Origin of the sequence: Haemophilus sp. UMB1048 (genome assembly GCF_030218125.1) — a bacterium.
Taxonomy (GTDB): domain Bacteria; phylum Pseudomonadota; class Gammaproteobacteria; order Enterobacterales; family Pasteurellaceae; genus Haemophilus_D.
In genome coordinates this window covers 100,636-119,307 of the sequence record NZ_JASOPB010000004.1, presented here as the reverse complement: position 1 = coordinate 119,307, position 18,672 = coordinate 100,636, and the positions used below count along the sequence as shown (strand labels likewise).

Sequence of the window (18,672 nt, the reverse complement as noted above, 5' to 3'; positions counted from 1 at the left end):
CAAGTTTTATTATTTTCTTGCCAATGGTGGCACGAAAGTTAAACCTAAATCCCAAGGTTGTTCAATCCAAGTGTTTTGTGGAATATCAATCACATAATCATCCACTAACTCAGCACCTGCAGGTTTTGCGAATACCGTGACGAATTTTGCTTTTGGATACATTTCACGAATTGCACGAGCGGTATTACCGGTATCTACCAAATCGTCTACCACGATCATTCCTTCACCATCACCATCTGCGCGGTGTAATACTTTTAATGCACCTTGTTCATCGTGATCATAGCTCGCAATACACACGGTTTCTACGAAACGAATATTTAATTCGCGAGCAAGTACCGCTGCAGGGAATAAACCACCACGGCTTACTGCGATGATACCCTTCCACTGAGTGGCAGGAAGTAAACGTTCCGCTAATTTGCGGGCATGCATTTGGAACATATCCCAAGTCACAACATATTTTTCGCTCATAACAAATCCCTTAAACTTTGTCGCTAAATAAAAAAATTGCAGAATTTTAACCCGAAATGGCGTTTTATGCTATGATTTCCGCAAAAATTTTAATGAAAAAAGGAGTTCATTATGTCAGAAATTACCACATTACAACCGCAATTACTTTGGAAATGGTTTGATCAAATTTGTGCGATTCCACATCCTTCTCATCACGAAGATGCGCTCGCGACCTTTATTGTTAACTGGGCGAAAGAAAAACAATTTTTTGCCGAGCGTGATGAAGCCGGTAATGTATTAATTCGTAAACCTGCCACAGCAGGTATGGAAAACAGCCAACCTGTTGTGTTACAAGCACATTTAGATATGGTTCCACAAGCGAATGAAGGCAATCCACACAACTTCGCTCAAGACCCAATTCGCCCTTATATTGATGGCGATTGGGTAAAAGCACAAGGCACCACACTTGGCGCGGATAACGGTATCGGTTTAGCCTCAACCTTAGCGGTATTAGAAAGTACCGATATTGCACATCCACCACTTGAAGTGTTACTCACCATGACTGAGGAAACCGGCATGGATGGTGCCGTACATCTTCGTCGCAACTGGTTAAAATCAGAAATCTTAATTAATACCGATACCGAAGAAATCGGTGAGATCTACATTGGTTGTGCAGGTGGGGTAAATGCGAATGTTGAGCTACCTGTTCACCGTGAAACCAATTCATTCAACCATACTTTGCAAATTAACTTAAAAGGTTTGCGAGGCGGTCACTCTGGTTGTGATATTCACACCACTCGTGCAAATGCAATTAAAGTATTAGCGCGTTTATTAGCAAAACTCTCACAAAATCAACCGCACTTAGCCCTTTCAGAAATTCGCGGTGGCTCAATTCGTAATGCGATTCCACGTGAAGCAGCTGCAACCATTTGCTTCAATCATGATGTAGAAAGCGTAAAAAGTGCGGTCAAAAATTTTGAAGTTTTATTGAAAGAAGAGCTCGCTATTGCTGAACCTAACTTAACCTTAACCGCTGAGCAAGTTGAAAATCCACAACAAACTTTCACGCTTGAAACCACCAAAAAAGTGATTAATTTGCTGAACGTCTTACCAAATGGTGTAATCCGCAACAGTGATGTCATCAAAAATGTCGTAGAAAGCTCGTTGAGCATTGGTGTATTAAAAACCCTTGAAGATAAAATCAAAGGTACCATTCTTATTCGCTCGCTTATTGAAAGTGGTAAAGAGTATGTAGAAGAAACCTTAACTTCACTCGCTGAACTCACCGGTTCAACGGTCGAATTCTCAGGTTCTTACCCTGGTTGGAAACCGGTAAACGACACGGCAATTTTAGCCTTAATGAAAAAACATTATGCAGAAGTGCTTGGCAAAGAGCCGGTTATTAAAGTGATTCATGCAGGGCTTGAATGTGGCTTATTGAAAGAACATTATCCGAATATGGATATGATTTCCGTGGGGCCAACTATTCGCAATGCACATTCGCCAGATGAAAAAGTCCAAATTTCAACAGTACAAACATATTGGGAATTACTCACTAAAGTCTTATCGAATATTAAATAATCTATAAATAAAAAGGGCTAAATATATATTTAGCCCTTTATTTTTTTATCTTTTATCAACCACTATAGACTACGCAACGCTTCGATACGTTTTTCAAGCGGAGGATGGCTCATAAAGAGTTCGCTACGTTTGCCGTTAATCATAAAAGCATTAAGTGAACCTTCCATCTCTTGCGGCTCATGAATTTGTTGTAAACGTTGCAATGCCGCAATCATTTTTTCTTTACCAACAAGTTGTGCGGAACCTGCATCTGCGCGGTATTCGCGATAGCGTGAGAACCACATCGCGATAATGCTCGCTAAAATACCAAATAAAATTTCTAACACCATTGAAACCAAGAAGTAAATGCCTGAGCTGCGGCTTTCTTCATCACCATTACGAGAACTTGCCACCACATTAGCAATCACGCGAGATAAGAAAATTACAAAGGTATTCAATACGCCTTGTAATAAAGTCATCGTCACCATATCGCCGTTCGCGATGTGTGATACCTCATGAGCCAGTACCGCTTCTGCTTCTTCTTCCGTCATAGAGTTTAATAAGCCTGTACTAATCGCCACTAAAGAATTGTTTTTAGTTGCACCCGTAGCAAAAGCATTCGCATCATTAGAATGGTAGATCGCGACATCTGGCATTGGGATGGCTGCTTGTTGCGCTTGACGGCGTACAGTTTCTACCAACCAACGTTCAGCTTGATTACGTGGTTCAGTAATCACTTCTGCACCCACAGAACGCAATGCCATGGTTTTTGATAAAAATAATGAAATCAATGATCCGGCAAAACCGAAAAGCATCGCCATAATTAAAATGCCACCTGTACTATTTCCTGCAATACCGGTCACACTTAAAATAATTCCTAACACAATCATCACAGCAAAGTTAGTCGCTAGAAATAAAAGGATTCGCATCATAATAAAGTTCCTCAATAAAATAGAAAGTAAACACTGCAATAATGGAGAATTTTTTGCAAAATTCAAGGTTAAACAAATAATTTATTGTAAATCTTCTAAGGTATTAAAATTTACAAATCGTCCTTCTTGTTCGTCAAATTGGACAGCAATCGCGCCATTTTTGTTCATAAATTGTAATAAACGACGTTCGCCTTCATTTAAATAAGCGCGTAACTTCTCTTTAAGCTGAACGGACATCAAACAAAATGTCGGGTGCTCACGCTCTTTATCTTTTGCATAAGCCATTAAAGTGCGGTCATTTTCAACCGCACTTTTTAGTTTTTCTAATAAATTTGGAGGGAAATATGGGCTATCGCAAGGCACAAAAAGTACAAAATCTGTTTTAGCTTTTTCGAGTGCTGTCAACATACCGCTCAATGGCCCCTGAAAATCAGGCAATTCATCTGAAAATACGGGAAAACCCCATTGTGCATATTCTGTATGGTGACGATTAGCATTGATAGAAATATCAACCACTTGAGGTTGTAAGCGTTCAATCACATGGCTAATTAATGGTTTATTTTGTAAAAGCTGTAAGCCTTTATCTGCACCATTCATCCTCCGCGCTTTTCCTCCCGCCAAAATAACCGCACTTATTGTGTATTTCATATTTTCTTATTGCCTTATTTGAAGTATGATCTAGCCTTATTTTTCTCCATTTAAAAGGAAATAGCAATGAAATGTAAGCGTTTAAATGAAGTATTGGAACTTTTACAACCTTATTGGTCTAAAGACCCAGATCTGAGCTTGTTACAAATTTTGCAAAAAATTGCTGATGAAGCAGGTTTTGATAAACCCGTAGCAGAATTATCTGATGAAGTGATTATTTATCATTTAAAAATGCACGGCACAGATAAACTTGAGCCAATCCCAGGCATCAAAAAAGATTATGAAGAAGATTTTAAAACCGCATTGCTAAAAGCACGCGGAATTATTAAATAAGGAAAACAAATGAAAAAAGTTTTATTTTTACTCGGTGCTTTATTTTCATTTAACGCATTTGCAGCCAACCTAGAAGAAGGCAAACAATACGTTCAAGTGAGTCAAACCGCTTCTGCACAACCAGAAGTCATTGAATTTTTCTCTTTCTACTGCCCGCATTGCTATGCCTTTGAAATGGAATACCACATTCCAAAACAAGTTGCAGAAAGCTTACCAAAAGGCACTGAATTTAAACAATATCATGTTAACTTCTTAGGTCGTCAATCTGAAAACCTCACTCGTGCATGGGCATTAGCGATGGCACTTGGTGCAGAAAGCAAAGTGAAAGCGCCTTTATTCGAAGCGGCACAACAAGATAAATTAAGCTCAATGGACGATATTCGCAAAATCTTCATTGATAACGGGGTTACAGCTGAACAATTTGATAACAACATCAACAGCTTTGCTGTAAACGGTTTAGTAAATAAACAAGTAAATGCAGCGGAACAGTTCCAAGTACGTGGCGTACCTGATTTCTATGTCAATGGCAAATATCGTGTAAACCCTGAAGGCTTAAATTACGATGATTTCGTCAAAGATTATGTAGAAACCGTGAAAGGTTTATTGCAAAAATAAAAAAAAATTGGTTTAATGCCTGCCGTTTTTAAATATAAAGAAGAGAGATGATATTATGGCTGCTAGTTTCAGTGTTACTCGTCGTTTTTTTGACGACAAAAACTACCCACGCGGATTTTCCCGTCACGGTGATTATACAATCAAAGAATCCCAAATTTTAGAGCAATATGGCCAAGCGTTTAAAGCATTAGATTCAGGCGAGCGCAAGCCGACGACAAAAGAAGAAAAAGAATTTGTTGCTTTTTGCCGTGGTGAACGTGCACCGGAAACTTTCTTCGAAAAAACGTGGAATAAATATCGTACTCGCATTAACACAACAAAACGTGTTTACACCTTATCAGGTGATGTGAGCGAAGCGGCTTCTGGTGGCGAAGATTATTCTGGCGAATAATACACTTAAAAAGGCAGGCAGAAGCTTGCCTTTTGCTTTTTTACTCAATCCCCATGCTTGCCAAGGGCTGTGGGATATTTATCATTCAAACGTAAACATCAATGCAACTACCCGTTTCCCAATATACCGAACTTCTGAAAAAAAAGACTGAAAAACTGACCGCACTTTTGCAGCCTTTTAATGCCCCAGAAATAGCCGTGTTTGATTCGCCGACTAGCCATTATAGGATGCGTGCAGAATTTCGTATTTGGCATGATAAAGATGATTTTTATCACATCATGTTCGATCAAAGTACATTGCAGCGCTATCGAGTAGATGAATTCCCGATTGCCAGCGAGCTGATCAATCGCATGATGAAAGCCTTATTGCCGTTGTTAAAAACGCAGGAAGTGTTATATAAAAAACTGTTTCAAATTGATTATTTGAGCACACTCAGCAATAAGATCATTGTGAGCCTACTTTACCACAAGCAACTCACGGAAGAATGGCAAAGCGCTGCTATACGCTTAAAAGAAGAATTACAACAACTTGGTTTTGATGTGCAGTTGATTGGTCGAGCGAGTAAGCAAAAAATTTGTTTAGAGCAAGATTTTGTTGATGAAGTATTACCAGTAAAAGGTCGCAATTATGTTTATCGCCAAGTGGAAAACAGCTTTACCCAACCTAATGCAGCTGTAAATTGCAAGATGTTGGAATGGGCGATTGATTGCACTCAAGGTTCTCAAGGCGATTTATTAGAGCTGTATTGTGGTAACGGCAATTTCTCTATCGCCCTTGCACAAAACTTCCGTAAAGTGCTTGCTACCGAAATTGCTAAGCCATCCGTTGCAGCTGCACAATTTAATATTGCGGAAAATGGCATAGATAATCTGCAAATTATCCGTATGTCGGCAGAAGAGTTTACCCAAGCCATGAATGGTGTACGTGAATTTAATCGCTTAAAAGGCATCGATTTAAAAGCCTATCAATGCAATACGATTTTTGTTGATCCACCACGAGCAGGGCTTGACCCTGACACGGTAAAACTGGTGCAGAATTACGATCGTATTTTGTATATTTCCTGCAATCCACATACCCTTTGCGAGAACTTGCAGACCCTAAGCCAAACCCACCGCATTGAAAAAGCGGCGCTGTTTGATCAATTCCCTTACACAGATCATATGGAAAGCGGCGTATGGCTGGTGAGAAAATAAAAATTCAACTGTTTGCCGAAGTAGGAACATTGTCAGAATTGACCGCACTTTGTTCTCCTTTTGGTATCGAGCATTGTACTGAAAGCCCGCTTGCATTGGTGCGAACCGAAACCCACCTTGCCCTACGTAAACTGGATGAACCCAAGTTGGGCGATGTCTTTGTAGATTTCGTAGCCGGCGCAATGGCTCATCGTCGTAAATTTGGCGGTGGACGTGGCGAAGCTGTTGCCAAAGCTGTAGGCATCAAGGGCTCAGAATTGCCTTCCGTGATTGATGCTACAGCCGGGCTTGGTCGAGATGCCTTTGTTTTAGCTTCTATCGGTTGCCAAGTGCGTTTAGTGGAACGCCATCCCGTGGTGTATTTGCTATTGCAGGATGGGCTCAACCGCGCCTATCAAGATGCAGAAATAGGCGAAATGATGCAACAAAATATGCAATTATTGGGCGTTCATCATATTGCCGAACTCAATCCAAAAACAGAGAGTGCCGATGTGGTGTATTTGGATCCAATGTATCCGCACAAGCAAAAATCTGCCTTAGTTAAAAAAGAAATGCGCTTATTCCAACATTTAGTTGGTGCCGATTTGGATGCCGATGAGCTCTTGACACCTGCGTTACAATTAGCTCGTAAACGCGTGGTGGTAAAACGTCCTGATTATGCGGAATTTTTAGCGCAAAAAGCGCCCCATGTCAGTCGTGAAACCAAAAACCACCGCTTTGATATTTATATGGGAGAAGCACAATGCTAAAAGAAAGTGCTGTTGTAATGAGCTATGATGCGGAAACCGGTATTGCTAAAGTGAAATGTCAATCACAAAGCGCCTGCGGGGCTTGTTCGGCTAGAGAAGCCTGTGGGACAGCCTCCCTGTCTGAACTCAATGGAAAACGAGGCGAGCATATCTTCACGCTCGAAACCATTACGCCACTCCGTGCAGGTCAAATGGTAGAAATCGGTCTAGAAGAAAAATCCATATTATTTTCTGCATTGTTAATGTATATCGTCCCGCTTTTCATTCTATTAGTCGCAACATTGCTTTCAAGTTATATCAGTGAAAATGAGCTCATCCGTGCGATTTTAATCTTTATTTTGACCGCTCTTTCTTTTTTGATTGTTAAGCGTTATACCCGAAAACTCGGCCAACAAACAGAATTTCAGCCTGTTTTGTTGAGAGTTTTATCCTAAATAAAAAGAGCGGTTGAAAACAATTAAATTTTCAACCGCTCTTTTGTACTTAGCTTATTTCAACTCAAAAGGCCTACATGAAGATGTAGGCTTTTCTATTAAGATAATAATCTTTGTACTAAAGAAGTATAAATGTTAACCCCAGTAAGCAATTGATTTTCATCAAAATCAAATTCAGCTTCATGATGACCTGCTGTGCGATCTGCACCAAGAATGAAGTAAATAGCTTTGCCCCCATGTTCTTGTACTCGTCTACCTAAAATAGTCGCATCCTCACTTGCATTGAAAACATAATCTGAATTTACGTTATTTATTTGTGCTTGTTCAAGGGATATTTCTTCGATGAGTTTTATAAGTTCAACATCGTTATTCATATCCACTGCTTCACCTACAATTTCAGTTTCATACGCTACATCAAAACTTATGGAGATACCTTTGGCTATTTGCATGACTTGTTCAGTCATGTATTCATTAATTGCTTTATTTTCTCCCCGCACTTCTAATTGTAATTCAGCAGAGGATGGAATGACATTTCGTCCTTCACCCGCTTTTAGCACACCCACATTAATTCTTGTCATGCCTTCACCATGGCGTGCAATACCATGAAGTTGAGTGACTGTATGCGCTGCAGCTAATAAAGCATTACGACCTAAATGGGGAGCAGCACCTGCATGTGCAGGTTTACCTTTATAGCGAATATCAATTTTTGTAGTGGAAAGAAAATTTCTTGGATTAGCAATGACTGTGCCTGTATTCGCGCAAAAACTAATGTGTGAAGAAGCAAAATAATCTGCATCATCAATTATGCCACTTTGTGCAATGGCTGCTGCACCTCGAACACCTTCTTCTGCTGGTTGGAATACAATTTTTACTTTTCCAGTGAGTTTATCTTTGTTCTGAGCAATCCATAATGCAACACCTAAACCTATTGTAATATGTGAATCATGTCCACAAGCATGCATAAAACCATCGTTAATTGAAGCAAAACCTTCTTTATTTGGAATATGCTCGGATGAACGAGTTTCTGTTACATTCACACAGTCAATATCAAAGCGTAACGCGATGGTTTTTCCTGGTTTACCTGAATCAAATAATGCCACACAACCAGTGTACCCTTCCATTTTTTCGAGCCATTTTTCATTAGCTCCATAGGCTTTTGCATTAGCTAAACCTTTATCTACTATGGCTTGTTTTCGTCCACGAACAAAGTCCGGATTTATAATTTGTTTGCCAAGAAAAATTTCAAAACAACCTAAGCCTTCCAAGTAATCCGCAATGCGAGAAGTTGTCCAAAATTCACTCCAGCCAATTTCTGGAAAACGATGAAATTCACGACGCCATTTAACAAGTTGATTTAAATCTAAGTTCATTTTTTCTCCTTTAAACGTCTATAAAAACAGACCGCACCTAAATAAAGCGCGGTCAATTTTTTACTATTTCTACAACATAAATAACGCTAAGAATAAAACAGCAAGTATCATGCCTGGTGCGGTACGTTTTACCATTTCTACCGGGCTTACCATCGCAAGGCCTGCACAAACAATGGTTACACCTGCAATTGGTGAAGCTGTACGACCGATTGCACCAGCAATAGCTGCTGCCATACCAAGATTTACGTGAGTGTAGCCGAGTTCTACAGCATGTGGCGTGACGGCAGTGTTAAAGGCAATCGCTGCTGCATCGCCAGAGCCTGTAATTAAGCCCATTAAGAATGGTCCAATTGTTGCGCCCCAACGTACAAATTCGTTGGATTCTTTTAAGAAAGAAATTGCAGCATCAACTGCGCCCGTAGATTTTAATCCTGCTACAAATACGCTGGCTGCAATGATGATACCAAGTACGTTTGCATAAGAATTTCCCATACCATTGAAAAATTCTTCAGTGATTTTTACTGGGGAAATGCGAGTTACTATAATGCCGTAAATTGCACCAATAAGCATCGCTTGAGGAACGCCCATTTTAGTCCATTCAAGACCCGGTACTTGTTGTAATGACGTTCCACCAATTACTAAAATAACTAATGGTATTAATGGTGCAAGGGCATAAAGTACATTGACGCCTTCAACAACTTTAATTTCACTTTCTTTTTGTTCTGCAAGATAAGCTTCACGATGTTGTTCACCATAATCTTTAAAAACAAGTGCAAGAATTGTTAAAACAATCGCACCTATTGCTCCCGCAATCATGCTATATGGCGCATGTGAAAGGTTTACTTGAGTGATAGTTAAGCCTGACATTTCACTAATCATTGCTGAGTGAGAAGACCCAGGGCTCATCATCGATCCAAAAGTCCCTGCTAAAATAGCTGCACCAGCAGTAGCTGGTCGAACACCCGCACTTTTTAAAACGGGAATTAATGTTGCGCCAACCGCAGCAGCACAACCAGCAGCAGAAGGAATAGCAATATTGATGAAAAAGGTGATGACTGTTGCAATCGGAATTAAGAAGAATTTTAATCCGCTTAATGGTTTGGTAAGTAAATGTACCAGATGAGTATCACATTGAGTGTATTTCATTACATAAGCAAAACCCATACTGGAACAGATAGCCATAATTAATCCGCTAGATGTCATGCTTTTGGCAAAAGCATCTAATGCGCCCATTGGATTAAGCGTCAGAATGGACATTATTAAACCAACACCAATCAAAACGGTTCGGGTTTCGGCTTTTTTAATCAGAAAATAAATTGTTGCAATAATGCCAACCACTGCAACGATGGATTTAAATAATTCCATTATATGTTCCTTTTAAGTTAATAAGAAAAAGTTGTATTGATGTCAAATGTGCCACATTCCATATTTTCACTGAAGCACAAAATAGGATTTTCACCCAACACAGTTGCCATTTCATTTTGTATATGAAGCGCAGAACCTTCAGGCAATGCATATACAAGTGCAGTTGGATTAACGAGTAAAAATTCTGCCAAACGTTCTTCTCGGCTTTCACCATTGTGGCCTTGCATTTTACCTGAAATAAAGTGCGGATTAATTTGATGAGGAAAAAGCTGTAATGCTTGAAATGAAGGAGGATAAATAATCGGCATATCATTAGTTGTCATAATAGATGCGCCAGCTATATTAGCCCCAGCACTCCAACCAAAATAAGGCGTACCGTTATTCACTTTTTCACGAATGATATCAATCAAATTATGTTCATAAAGTTGTTTTAACAAACAAAATGTATTCCCGCCGCCAATGGCGATGATATCTGCTTGTTCAATGATATCTCGATGCTGTTTACCATGATGAACGGAAACAATATTCATCCTTAAATCAGAAAGTGCATTTTGCACAGTTTTTTCATATTCATCAAAAGTGCGACGTACCCCAGCATAAGGCACAAAAGCAATTGTTTTACCACGATAATCAGTCAGGAAATTTTGTAACCAAGGTATGGTGTGTTCAAGATAACCTGTGTTCTTGTATTTTGAGCTACTGAGCAGTAACATGTTTTTCATTTTCTACTCCTTTTTAGAGGCATTTAGCAATACCGATATTACACTCAGAAAAAGTTAATTTTCAACGAAAAATTATTATTGTTTGACGAATATCAAAAAATAAACCGTATCAGGAGAAGACTATGTCAATTAATCTTAATCGTATTCAAAATTTAATTGAAAAACTGGCTTTTATTTCATGTTATATCAGTGAAAATGAGCTCATCCGTGCGATTTTAATCTTTATTTTGACCGCACTTTCCTTTGTGATGGTTAAACGATATACCCACAAACTCGGCCAACAAACGGAATTTCAGCCTGTTTTGTTGAGAGTATTGTCCTAAATAAAAAGAACGGTTGAAAACAATTAAATTTTCAACCGCTCTTTTGTACTTAGCTTATTGCAACTCAAAAGGCCTACATGAAGATGTAGGCTTTTCTTTTTTAATTAAGCTTGAGATTTTTTAAGGTCAAATTTGTAAGAAACAAAACCATACAATGTCCAACCGATAAAGGTCACAATTGAACCGTATAACATCGCCTGTTCACCTGCAGCATAAAGCGCATAGATACTATAGACTGAACCAATAAAGGCAACAAGAACAGTTTTTTTGTATTTTTGGTGAGGAACATTTTCAGTTTTCAACAATACGGCAAGTGCTGCCATTGAGAGCAAGTATGGAATAACGTTTGTTACTACCGCGAGGTCCACCAACACATTGAATTGTTTATTTAATGATGGGCTGATTGTCATTAATGATAGTAATGTTTGTAACGAAGTGATGGTTACCATACCAACGATTGGTGCATCTTTACTAGTAACTTTTTTGAAGAATGCTGGGAAATAACCTTCTTCCGCTGAAGATTTGAATACTTGAGCAATAGTGAACTGCCAACCTAATAATGAACCGAAACAAGACATCACCATTAAGCCCATGATCACTTTACCGATTGTTTCATCAAACATATGAGCAAAAGCTAAACCGAACGGTGCAGTTGAGTTAGCAAGTTCAAGGTTAGGAACAATACCTGCGATCACGTTAGTTGAAACGATATAAATTACCGCTGCCCCTAAAGTACCACCAAGTACCGCAATTGGTACGTTTTTCTCTGGATTTTCAACCGCATCAGAGTTCGCACAAGCAGACTCTAACCCTAAGAATGCCCATAATGTCATTGAAATAGATACACCGATCGCTTCAAAAGTAGGCACATTGTGTGGGTTCCAAGAGTTTACATACATTGAACCATCAAACCATTTCCAACCAATGATTGAAATACCTACCACAGGAATAATTACACCCCAAATGGTGAATGAACTGATGTTACCCGTAATTCTTGCACCACCGAAGTTAAGAACAGTCGCAAGCCAAAGAGTGAAGATCGTCCATAATGCAATAGAAAGTGGAGAAAGGGTTGCACCGAGGAACTCAGAACCATAACCTACAGCAGAAATCGCAATCGCAGTATTCGCAATAACTAACGACACACCATAAGTATAGTTCGCCATGAAGTTACCAGCTTTACCGAAAGAGTATTCGGCATAGCCACCCATACCACCAGATTTTCTACTAAACATACCGCATTGTGCGAATGCATAAGCTAAGGCTGTTGAACCAACTGCGGTTACAAGCCAAGAAACGATAGAAATAGTCCCAATTTCGGCTAATTTGGTCGGTAACATAATGATACCTGAACCCATCATATTAACCATGGTCAGAATGGTGAGTTGAACCACACCAATTTTATTACTTTTAGCACTCATAATTTATACTCCTTAAAGTGCGGTCAAAAAATCAGATGTTTTTAACCGCACTTTTTTTGTTTGTGCTGAGAGGGTTATGAGGGAAAACCTCATAACCACACTTTATTAATAGTCAGTTAAAACATAGCCATATGCACGAGTACGTCCATCAGGGTCTTTTTGTAAGTAAACCCCTTGGATTTCAGGTGCGAAACCAGGTAATGTGTTGATACCTTCTTCTAATGCGAGGAAGTATTTTTGTGCAGTCGGACTCCATCTTTCCCCTGGAACCACACATAACACACCTGGAGGATAAGGTAATGCACCTTCCGCAGCTACGCGACCAACAATGTCAGTTAATGCAACAAGTTCAACTTTGTTACGAACGAATTCAATATTCGCATCGTGTGGATTTAACGCATATTCCGGTAATGTTGCTTTGCGGAATAGGTCTTTTTGAAGTTGTTTTACATTGCGGCTTACATAAAGGTCATGCATTTCTTGGCATAATTGACGGATTGTGTAACCTTTGTAGCGGTCTTCGTTGTTTTTGTACACAGTTGGCAATACATCTTTTAATAAAGAGTTTTGTTTAATGTGTTTTTCAAACAAGGCAATTTGAGCTACCAATGTTTGCATTTTGGTGAGAGTTTCTGCCGGAGTGAGCAAGAATAAGATAGAGTTCAAGTCACATTTTTCCGGAATAATACCGTTTTCACGTAAGTAGTTTGCAAGAATGGTCGCTGGAATACCGAAGTCTTCATATTCACCATTTTCTAAGCTGATACCTGGAGTGGTAAGCAAGAATTTACATGGGTCAACGAAGTATTGTTCATCTGCATAGCCTTCAAATTTATGCCATGTATCAGTTGGGTGGAATTTGAAGAACTCGAGGTTAGTTGCGATTTCTTCTGTGTCATAATCTTGCCATTTTTTACCTTTTACTGTGGTAGGGATGAATGGACGGATTAAGTCACAATGATTCAACACTAATTTACGTGCTTCGATACCCACTTTCACACATTCATGCCATAAGCGAAGACCTGCTTCACTACCTTGGATTTTCGCGTTCACATCTAATGTTGCAAACAATGGATAGAACGGACTGGTTGAAGCATGTAACATGAAGGCGTTATTGAAACGTTTATGGTTTACATAACGATCTTGACCTTTGATATGTTTATCTTTTTTATGGATTTGTGAAGCTTGTGAGAAACCAGCTTGTTGTTTGTGAACAGATTGTGTCACTAAAATACCAGGGTCATTTTCATTTAATTCAAGCAATAATGGAGAGCAATCTTTCATCATTGGAATGAACTGTTCATAACCTACCCATGCAGAGTCGAATAAGATGTAATCACAAAGGTGACCGATTTTATCCACAACCTGGCGAGCGTTATAAATCGTACCGTCATAAGTACCTAATTGGATAACTGCTAAACGGAATGGACGTTTTTGATTTAATTTTTCAGGTGCCACTTCTTTGATTAATGATTTTAAGTAATCTTCTTCAAAACAGTGACTATCAATACCACCGATGAAACCAAATGGGTTACGTGCAGTTTCCAAATAAATTGGCGTTGCACCTGCTTGAATTAACGCACCGTGGTGGTTTGATTTGTGGTTGTTACGGTCAAATAACACTAAATCGCCTGGAGAAAGCACTGCGTTTAATGCTACTTTGTTTGCAGATGAAGTACCATTTAATACGAAGTAAGTTTTATCTGCATTAAATACTTGAGCGGCATATTTTTGTGCATCACAAGCTGCACCTTCATGAATTAACAAGTCACCTAATTTTACGTCCGCATTACAAATATCAGAACGGAAAATATTTTCACCAAAGAAATCGTAAAGGAAACGACCCGCAGGGTGTTTACGGTAGTATTGACCACCTTGGTGTCCTGGACAGTCGAAAGCGATATTACCCATTTCCACATATTCACTTAACATTTTGAAGAATGGAGGTAACATTTTTTCTTCATAAAGTTTTGCTGCGGTTTCGATTTGGCGGCTATAAAGTTTGATGTCATAACCGTTTAAATCTTGGATATGGTAAATAGAATCATAGAATTTTGGATCCACTTGTTGTTCTTCTGTTTGAACAACGAATACTGGAACGCCGAATTTTGTTGCTTGAATTCGACCGAGGTATTCTCCTACATCACCTGAACTTAATACGATAGCCGCAACATCTGTAAAGTCTGTTTTGGCAATCTCAACTAATTCTCTATTTGTAGAGAAATATTGTTCAACTTTTGGACTATATGCAATTTTTAAGTTTGGCATAATGAACTCCTTTATTTATTTTTGACGTAAAGTTACCCTGCATTATTAATTTTAATAACGCAATAGATTTATTTAGAATAAAACAACCCTCTCTAGATTTTAATAACAAAAACTAAAGTAAGAATTTATTTATTTTAAATTAAATAAGATTAAGTTAATTTCACAAAATATTTATTACCTATTCTAGGCAATACAAAAATATTCAGAAATTAATCTGTGGAAACTCTCTAAACAGAGAGAACAACTCTGTTTAGAGAGCCGTGTTGGATGGTTTGTTTTGAGAAGCAAATACTGAATATGAGAAGCAAGAGCGATGCGATGGCATCATAATATGGCGTGTACGACGGATGTGCGCCATCAAAGAACGACCCTTTATCGGATTAAACCGTAAAAGTCTCAATACTTTCGTATGGACGTATCTGTGTATATATGTACGAAGTAGCATAGAAAAAGTCCCTCTTTCTATCTAAACTAACCTTTGTTGGGTACATTCTCTGCTTGTGTAAATATTATGTCAATAATATTTTTTGAAAAATGTGATCATAATCAAAAAATAACATAAAATTTCACATAAATAATAAAAAATCACAACGAACAACTTAAGAATTCATTCAAAATTTAGAATTAAAAAAACGGTACACATTTTATCTAATTTTCAATACTAAGCTAAACTTGAAACTATTACCGCTTTAATCGTATGCATACGGTTTTCTGCTTGCTCAAATGCAATATTCATCGGAGACTCAAATACCTCTTCAGTCACTTCAATGCCATTTGCTAATTCAGGGTATTTTTCTGCAATTTGGCGACCCACTTTAGTTTCGCTATTATGGAATGCAGGTAAACAGTGCATGAATTTTACTTTTGGATTACCCGTATGCTTCATGAGTTCTGGCGTTACTTGATAAGGAAGCAATAACTTAATACGTTCTCCCCAAGCTTCTAATGGCTCGCCCATTGAAACCCAAACATCGGTATGCACAAAATCAACGCCTCTTACGGCTTTGTCGATATCTTCTGTTACAGTAATCCGCGCACCACTTTCTTTGGCAAAACCTTTACACATTTCAATAAAACCGGCTTCTGGTAATAGGGCTTTAGGACCACAAATACGCACATCCATCCCTAATTTTGATCCAATCAGTAAAAGAGAATTCCCCATGTTATTACGTGCATCACCAATATACACATAACTAATTTGACGAAGTGGCTTGTCACAATGTTCAATCATCGTGAGAACATCCGCGAGCATTTGTGTAGGATGAAACTCATCCGTTAAACCATTAAACACCGGCACACCAGCATAATCTGCAAGTTCTTGGACAGTACTTTGTTTAAAGCCCCGATACTCAATCGCATCATACATTCTCCCAAGAACTCGAGCCGTGTCTTTCATATTTTCTTTATGCCCAATCTGAGAGGAATTTGGATCAATGTAAGTCACTTGTGCACCTTGATCATAAGCGGCCACTTCAAAAGCACAACGAGTACGAGTTGAGGTTTTTTCAAAAATAAGCGCAATATTTTTACCTTTAAGTTGTTGCTGCTCTGTTCCTGCATATTTAGCACGTTTCAAATCACGGGATAAATCTAACAAATAATTAATTTCGCGTTCTGAATGATGAACAAGACTCAATAGGTGTCTGTTTTTAAGATTAAAAGCCATAGCGATCTCCTTATCGGATGCCATCAATAAATGGCTACCTTACTGTGAATCAAGTTATTTTTAGCGGATTGGATACCTTATTTTTGTCCCAAACGTGAAGTTTTGCAACCAAATTCAATCCCTTATTTTGTGATGCATATCACACTTCATTTCATAACTTTATATTGCACTTTCTTTATATATAAAAGAGCTTTAAAATCTTGCCGATTCTTACACAACAGGAGCTCATATGATCAACAGAAGAAATTTCATCCAACTTGGCGCAAGCAGCATTTTAGCGTTAAGTGCGAGCCGTTTTGCTTTTGCGAAAGGTGACACGCAAGTCGATTTACGTATTGTGGCAACAACCGATATTCACAGTTTTTTAACTGACTTCGATTACTACAAAGATGCACCGACTGAGAAATTCGGTTTTACCCGTGCAGCCAGTTTGATTCGTCAAGCTCGTCAAGAGGTGAAAAACAGCGTTTTAGTTGATAACGGCGACTTAATCCAAGGTAACCCAATCGCTGACTATCAAGCAGCTAAAGGTTATAAAGAAGGTAAATCAAACCCAGCCGTAGATTGTTTAAATGCAATGCACTATGAAGTAGGGACATTAGGTAACCATGAGTTTAACTATGGCTTAGATTATTTAGCGGATGCGATTAAACAAGCAAAATTCCCAATCATCAATGCCAACGTAGTGAAAGTCGGTACTGAAGAGCCCTATTTCACGCCTTATGTGATTCAAACCAAAGAAGTGGTGGATAGCCAAGGTAAAACACATAAACTAAACATCGGTTATATCGGTTTTGTGCCACCACAAATTATGGTATGGGATAAAGCAAATTTACAAGGCAAAGTTGAAACGCGCGATATCGTGAAAACCGCACAAAAATATGTGCCAGAAATGAAACAAAAAGGCGCAGATATTATTGTGGCACTTGCGCACACAGGCCCATCTGATGAGCCATATCAAGAAGGTGCAGAAAACTCAGCATTCTACCTTGCTGATGTACCACACATTGATGCGATTGTTTTCGGTCACTCTCACCGTTTATTCCCAAACAAAGAGTTCGCGAAATCACCAAATGCAGATATTGCTAAAGGTACCGTGAAAGGCGTGCCTGAAAGTATGGCAGGTTACTGGGCAAACAATATCAGCGTGATTGACTTAACCCTTGCTCAACACAACGGCAAATGGTTAGTGGCTGATGGTAAAGCGGCACTTCGCCCAATTTACGATGCTGAAAACAAAAAAGCGACCACAGAAAGTGATGCAGAATTGACCGCACTTTTAAAACCTGTGCATGAAGCCACTCGTGAATTCGTGGCACAGCCAATCGGTAAAGCTACCGATAACATGTACAGCTACTTAGCCTTAGTGCAAGATGACCCAACTATTCAAATTGTGAACCAAGCACAAAAAGCTTATGTTGAAAAAGTAGCGCCAAGTGTTGCAGCAATGGCAGGCTTACCAATTTTAAGTGCAGGCGCACCATTTAAAGCGGGCGGACGTAAAAATGATCCTACTGGCTATACAGAAGTGAACAAAGGTGAATTAACCTTCCGTAACGCAGCAGACTTATACCTCTATCCAAACACATTAGTTGTGGTGAAAGCAACCGGTGAAGAATTGAAAGAATGGTTGGAATGTAGCGCGGGTATGTTCAAACAAATCGATCCTGCAAGCGACAAACCACAATCTTTACTTGATTGGGAAGGTTTCCGTACTTATAACTACGATGTGATTGACGGCGTAAATTATGAATTCGACCTGACTCAACCAGCACGTTATGACGGCGAATGTAAATTGATTAACCCGAACTCACACCGTGTGGTGAATTTAACTTACCAAGGTAAACCGGTTGATCCAAAAGCAGAATTCTTAATTGCGACTAACAACTATCGTGCTTATGGTAATAAATTCCCAGGTACTGGCGATGCGCATATCGTTTATGCTTCTCCTGATGAAAACCGCCAAATCCTTGCCGATTACATCAAAGCAGAAAGTGAAAAACATGGTCATGTAAACCCAAGTGCGGATAAAAACTGGCGTTTTGCACCGATTAAAGGTAACGACAAATTAGACGTGCGTTTTGAAACCTCGCCAAGCGAACAAGCAGCGAAATTTATTCAAGACAATGCACAATACCCAATGAAGAAAGTCGGCACTGATGAAGTTGGCTTTGCGGTATATCAAATCGATTTATCGAAATAACAAAAAAGGGCGTGCTGAGCACGCCCTACTTA

At 39.0% G+C, this 18,672-nt stretch carries 18 protein-coding genes and 1 pseudogene; 9 read left to right on the top strand and 10 right to left on the bottom strand.

Translation table 11 applies throughout. The annotated features are described in order from the left end of the window. Positions 1-9: 9 nt before the first annotated feature. Positions 10-468, bottom strand: coding sequence for a xanthine phosphoribosyltransferase (gene gpt / locus QP437_RS04915; protein WP_049364228.1), 459 nt, complete (start codon positions 466-468; stop codon positions 10-12). Between the two features lie 111 nt (positions 469-579). Here gpt and QP437_RS04910 point away from each other — a divergent pair, with 111 nt between their 5' ends. Then, on the top strand, positions 580-2,028 hold the full coding sequence (locus QP437_RS04910; RefSeq protein WP_285267147.1) for an aminoacyl-histidine dipeptidase: 1,449 nt from the start codon (positions 580-582) through the stop codon (positions 2,026-2,028). Positions 2,029-2,090: 62 nt separating this feature from the next. Here the strand turns inward: QP437_RS04910 and htpX are convergent, their stop codons facing one another. Further along, entirely contained in the window at positions 2,091-2,942 is an 852-nt protein-coding gene (htpX, locus tag QP437_RS04905; protein ID WP_285267218.1) for a protease HtpX, read from the bottom strand. A 78-nt stretch (positions 2,943-3,020) separates the two neighbouring features. Continuing rightward, on the bottom strand, positions 3,021-3,587 hold the full coding sequence (mobA, locus tag QP437_RS04900; RefSeq protein WP_285267146.1) for a molybdenum cofactor guanylyltransferase MobA: 567 nt from the start codon (positions 3,585-3,587) through the stop codon (positions 3,021-3,023). A 66-nt stretch (positions 3,588-3,653) separates the two neighbouring features. Between mobA and QP437_RS04895 the strand changes: the two genes are divergently transcribed. From QP437_RS04895 to QP437_RS04870, 6 genes are all read left to right on the top strand, one after another. Beyond that, positions 3,654-3,920, top strand: coding sequence for a YihD family protein (locus tag QP437_RS04895; RefSeq protein WP_005694923.1), 267 nt, complete (start codon positions 3,654-3,656; stop codon positions 3,918-3,920). A 9-nt stretch (positions 3,921-3,929) separates the two neighbouring features. Beyond that, positions 3,930-4,535 (top strand): DsbA family protein, encoded by a 606-nt coding sequence (locus tag QP437_RS04890; protein ID WP_115180123.1) that lies wholly within the window; start codon positions 3,930-3,932, stop codon positions 4,533-4,535. Between the two features lie 55 nt (positions 4,536-4,590). Then, positions 4,591-4,926: a DUF413 domain-containing protein gene (locus tag QP437_RS04885; protein WP_285267145.1), complete on the top strand. Its 336-nt coding sequence runs from the start codon at positions 4,591-4,593 to the stop codon at positions 4,924-4,926. A 101-nt stretch (positions 4,927-5,027) separates the two neighbouring features. After that, entirely contained in the window at positions 5,028-6,119 is a 1,092-nt protein-coding gene (trmA, locus tag QP437_RS04880) for a tRNA (uridine(54)-C5)-methyltransferase TrmA (protein WP_285267144.1), read from the top strand. Then, entirely contained in the window at positions 6,101-6,868 is a 768-nt protein-coding gene (locus QP437_RS04875) for a class I SAM-dependent methyltransferase (protein WP_285267143.1), read from the top strand. The genes trmA and QP437_RS04875 overlap by 19 nt, the downstream gene beginning before the upstream one ends. Then, a complete protein-coding gene (locus QP437_RS04870; RefSeq protein WP_285267142.1) occupies positions 6,862-7,302 on the top strand; it encodes a SoxR reducing system RseC family protein in 441 nt (146 codons plus the stop codon). The genes QP437_RS04875 and QP437_RS04870 overlap by 7 nt, the downstream gene beginning before the upstream one ends. A 98-nt stretch (positions 7,303-7,400) precedes the next feature. Here the strand turns inward: QP437_RS04870 and QP437_RS04865 are convergent, their stop codons facing one another. From QP437_RS04865 to pepE, 3 genes are all read right to left on the bottom strand, one after another. Then, entirely contained in the window at positions 7,401-8,672 is a 1,272-nt protein-coding gene (locus QP437_RS04865) for a M20 family metallo-hydrolase (protein WP_285267141.1), read from the bottom strand. A 69-nt stretch (positions 8,673-8,741) separates the two neighbouring features. Continuing rightward, positions 8,742-10,037, bottom strand: a complete 1,296-nt coding sequence (gene dcuC / locus QP437_RS04860) for a C4-dicarboxylate transporter DcuC (protein ID WP_285267140.1) — start codon at positions 10,035-10,037, stop codon at positions 8,742-8,744. A 17-nt stretch (positions 10,038-10,054) separates the two neighbouring features. Beyond that, on the bottom strand, positions 10,055-10,759 hold the full coding sequence (gene pepE, locus QP437_RS04855) for a dipeptidase PepE (protein WP_285267139.1): 705 nt from the start codon (positions 10,757-10,759) through the stop codon (positions 10,055-10,057). A gap of 173 nt (positions 10,760-10,932) precedes the next feature. On the opposite strand from pepE, the pseudogene QP437_RS04850 reads away from it, so the two are divergent. Continuing rightward, positions 10,933-11,082: pseudogene (locus QP437_RS04850) on the top strand (SoxR reducing system RseC family protein); the annotation flags it as partial. Positions 11,083-11,186: 104 nt separating this feature from the next. Here the strand turns inward: QP437_RS04850 and potE are convergent. The 4 genes from potE to QP437_RS04830 form a co-directional block, all read right to left on the bottom strand. Then, positions 11,187-12,503 (bottom strand): putrescine-ornithine antiporter, encoded by a 1,317-nt coding sequence (gene potE, locus QP437_RS04845; RefSeq protein ID WP_232086039.1) that lies wholly within the window; start codon positions 12,501-12,503, stop codon positions 11,187-11,189. Between the two features lie 105 nt (positions 12,504-12,608). Next, positions 12,609-14,771 carry an ornithine decarboxylase SpeF gene (gene speF, locus QP437_RS04840; protein ID WP_014064454.1) on the bottom strand — a complete coding sequence of 721 codons (2,163 nt, stop codon included), beginning with the start codon at positions 14,769-14,771 and terminating at the stop codon, positions 12,609-12,611. A gap of 250 nt (positions 14,772-15,021) precedes the next feature. Continuing rightward, positions 15,022-15,216 (bottom strand): leader peptide SpeFL, encoded by a 195-nt coding sequence (speFL, locus tag QP437_RS04835; RefSeq protein ID WP_197534114.1) that lies wholly within the window; start codon positions 15,214-15,216, stop codon positions 15,022-15,024. Positions 15,217-15,432: 216 nt separating this feature from the next. Then, positions 15,433-16,437, bottom strand: a complete 1,005-nt coding sequence (locus QP437_RS04830; RefSeq protein ID WP_285267138.1) for an ornithine carbamoyltransferase — start codon at positions 16,435-16,437, stop codon at positions 15,433-15,435. 229 nt (positions 16,438-16,666) lie between these two features. Here QP437_RS04830 and cpdB point away from each other — a divergent pair, with 229 nt between their 5' ends. Beyond that, entirely contained in the window at positions 16,667-18,640 is a 1,974-nt protein-coding gene (gene cpdB / locus QP437_RS04825) for a 2',3'-cyclic-nucleotide 2'-phosphodiesterase (protein ID WP_285267137.1), read from the top strand. Positions 18,641-18,672 lie beyond the last annotated feature (32 nt).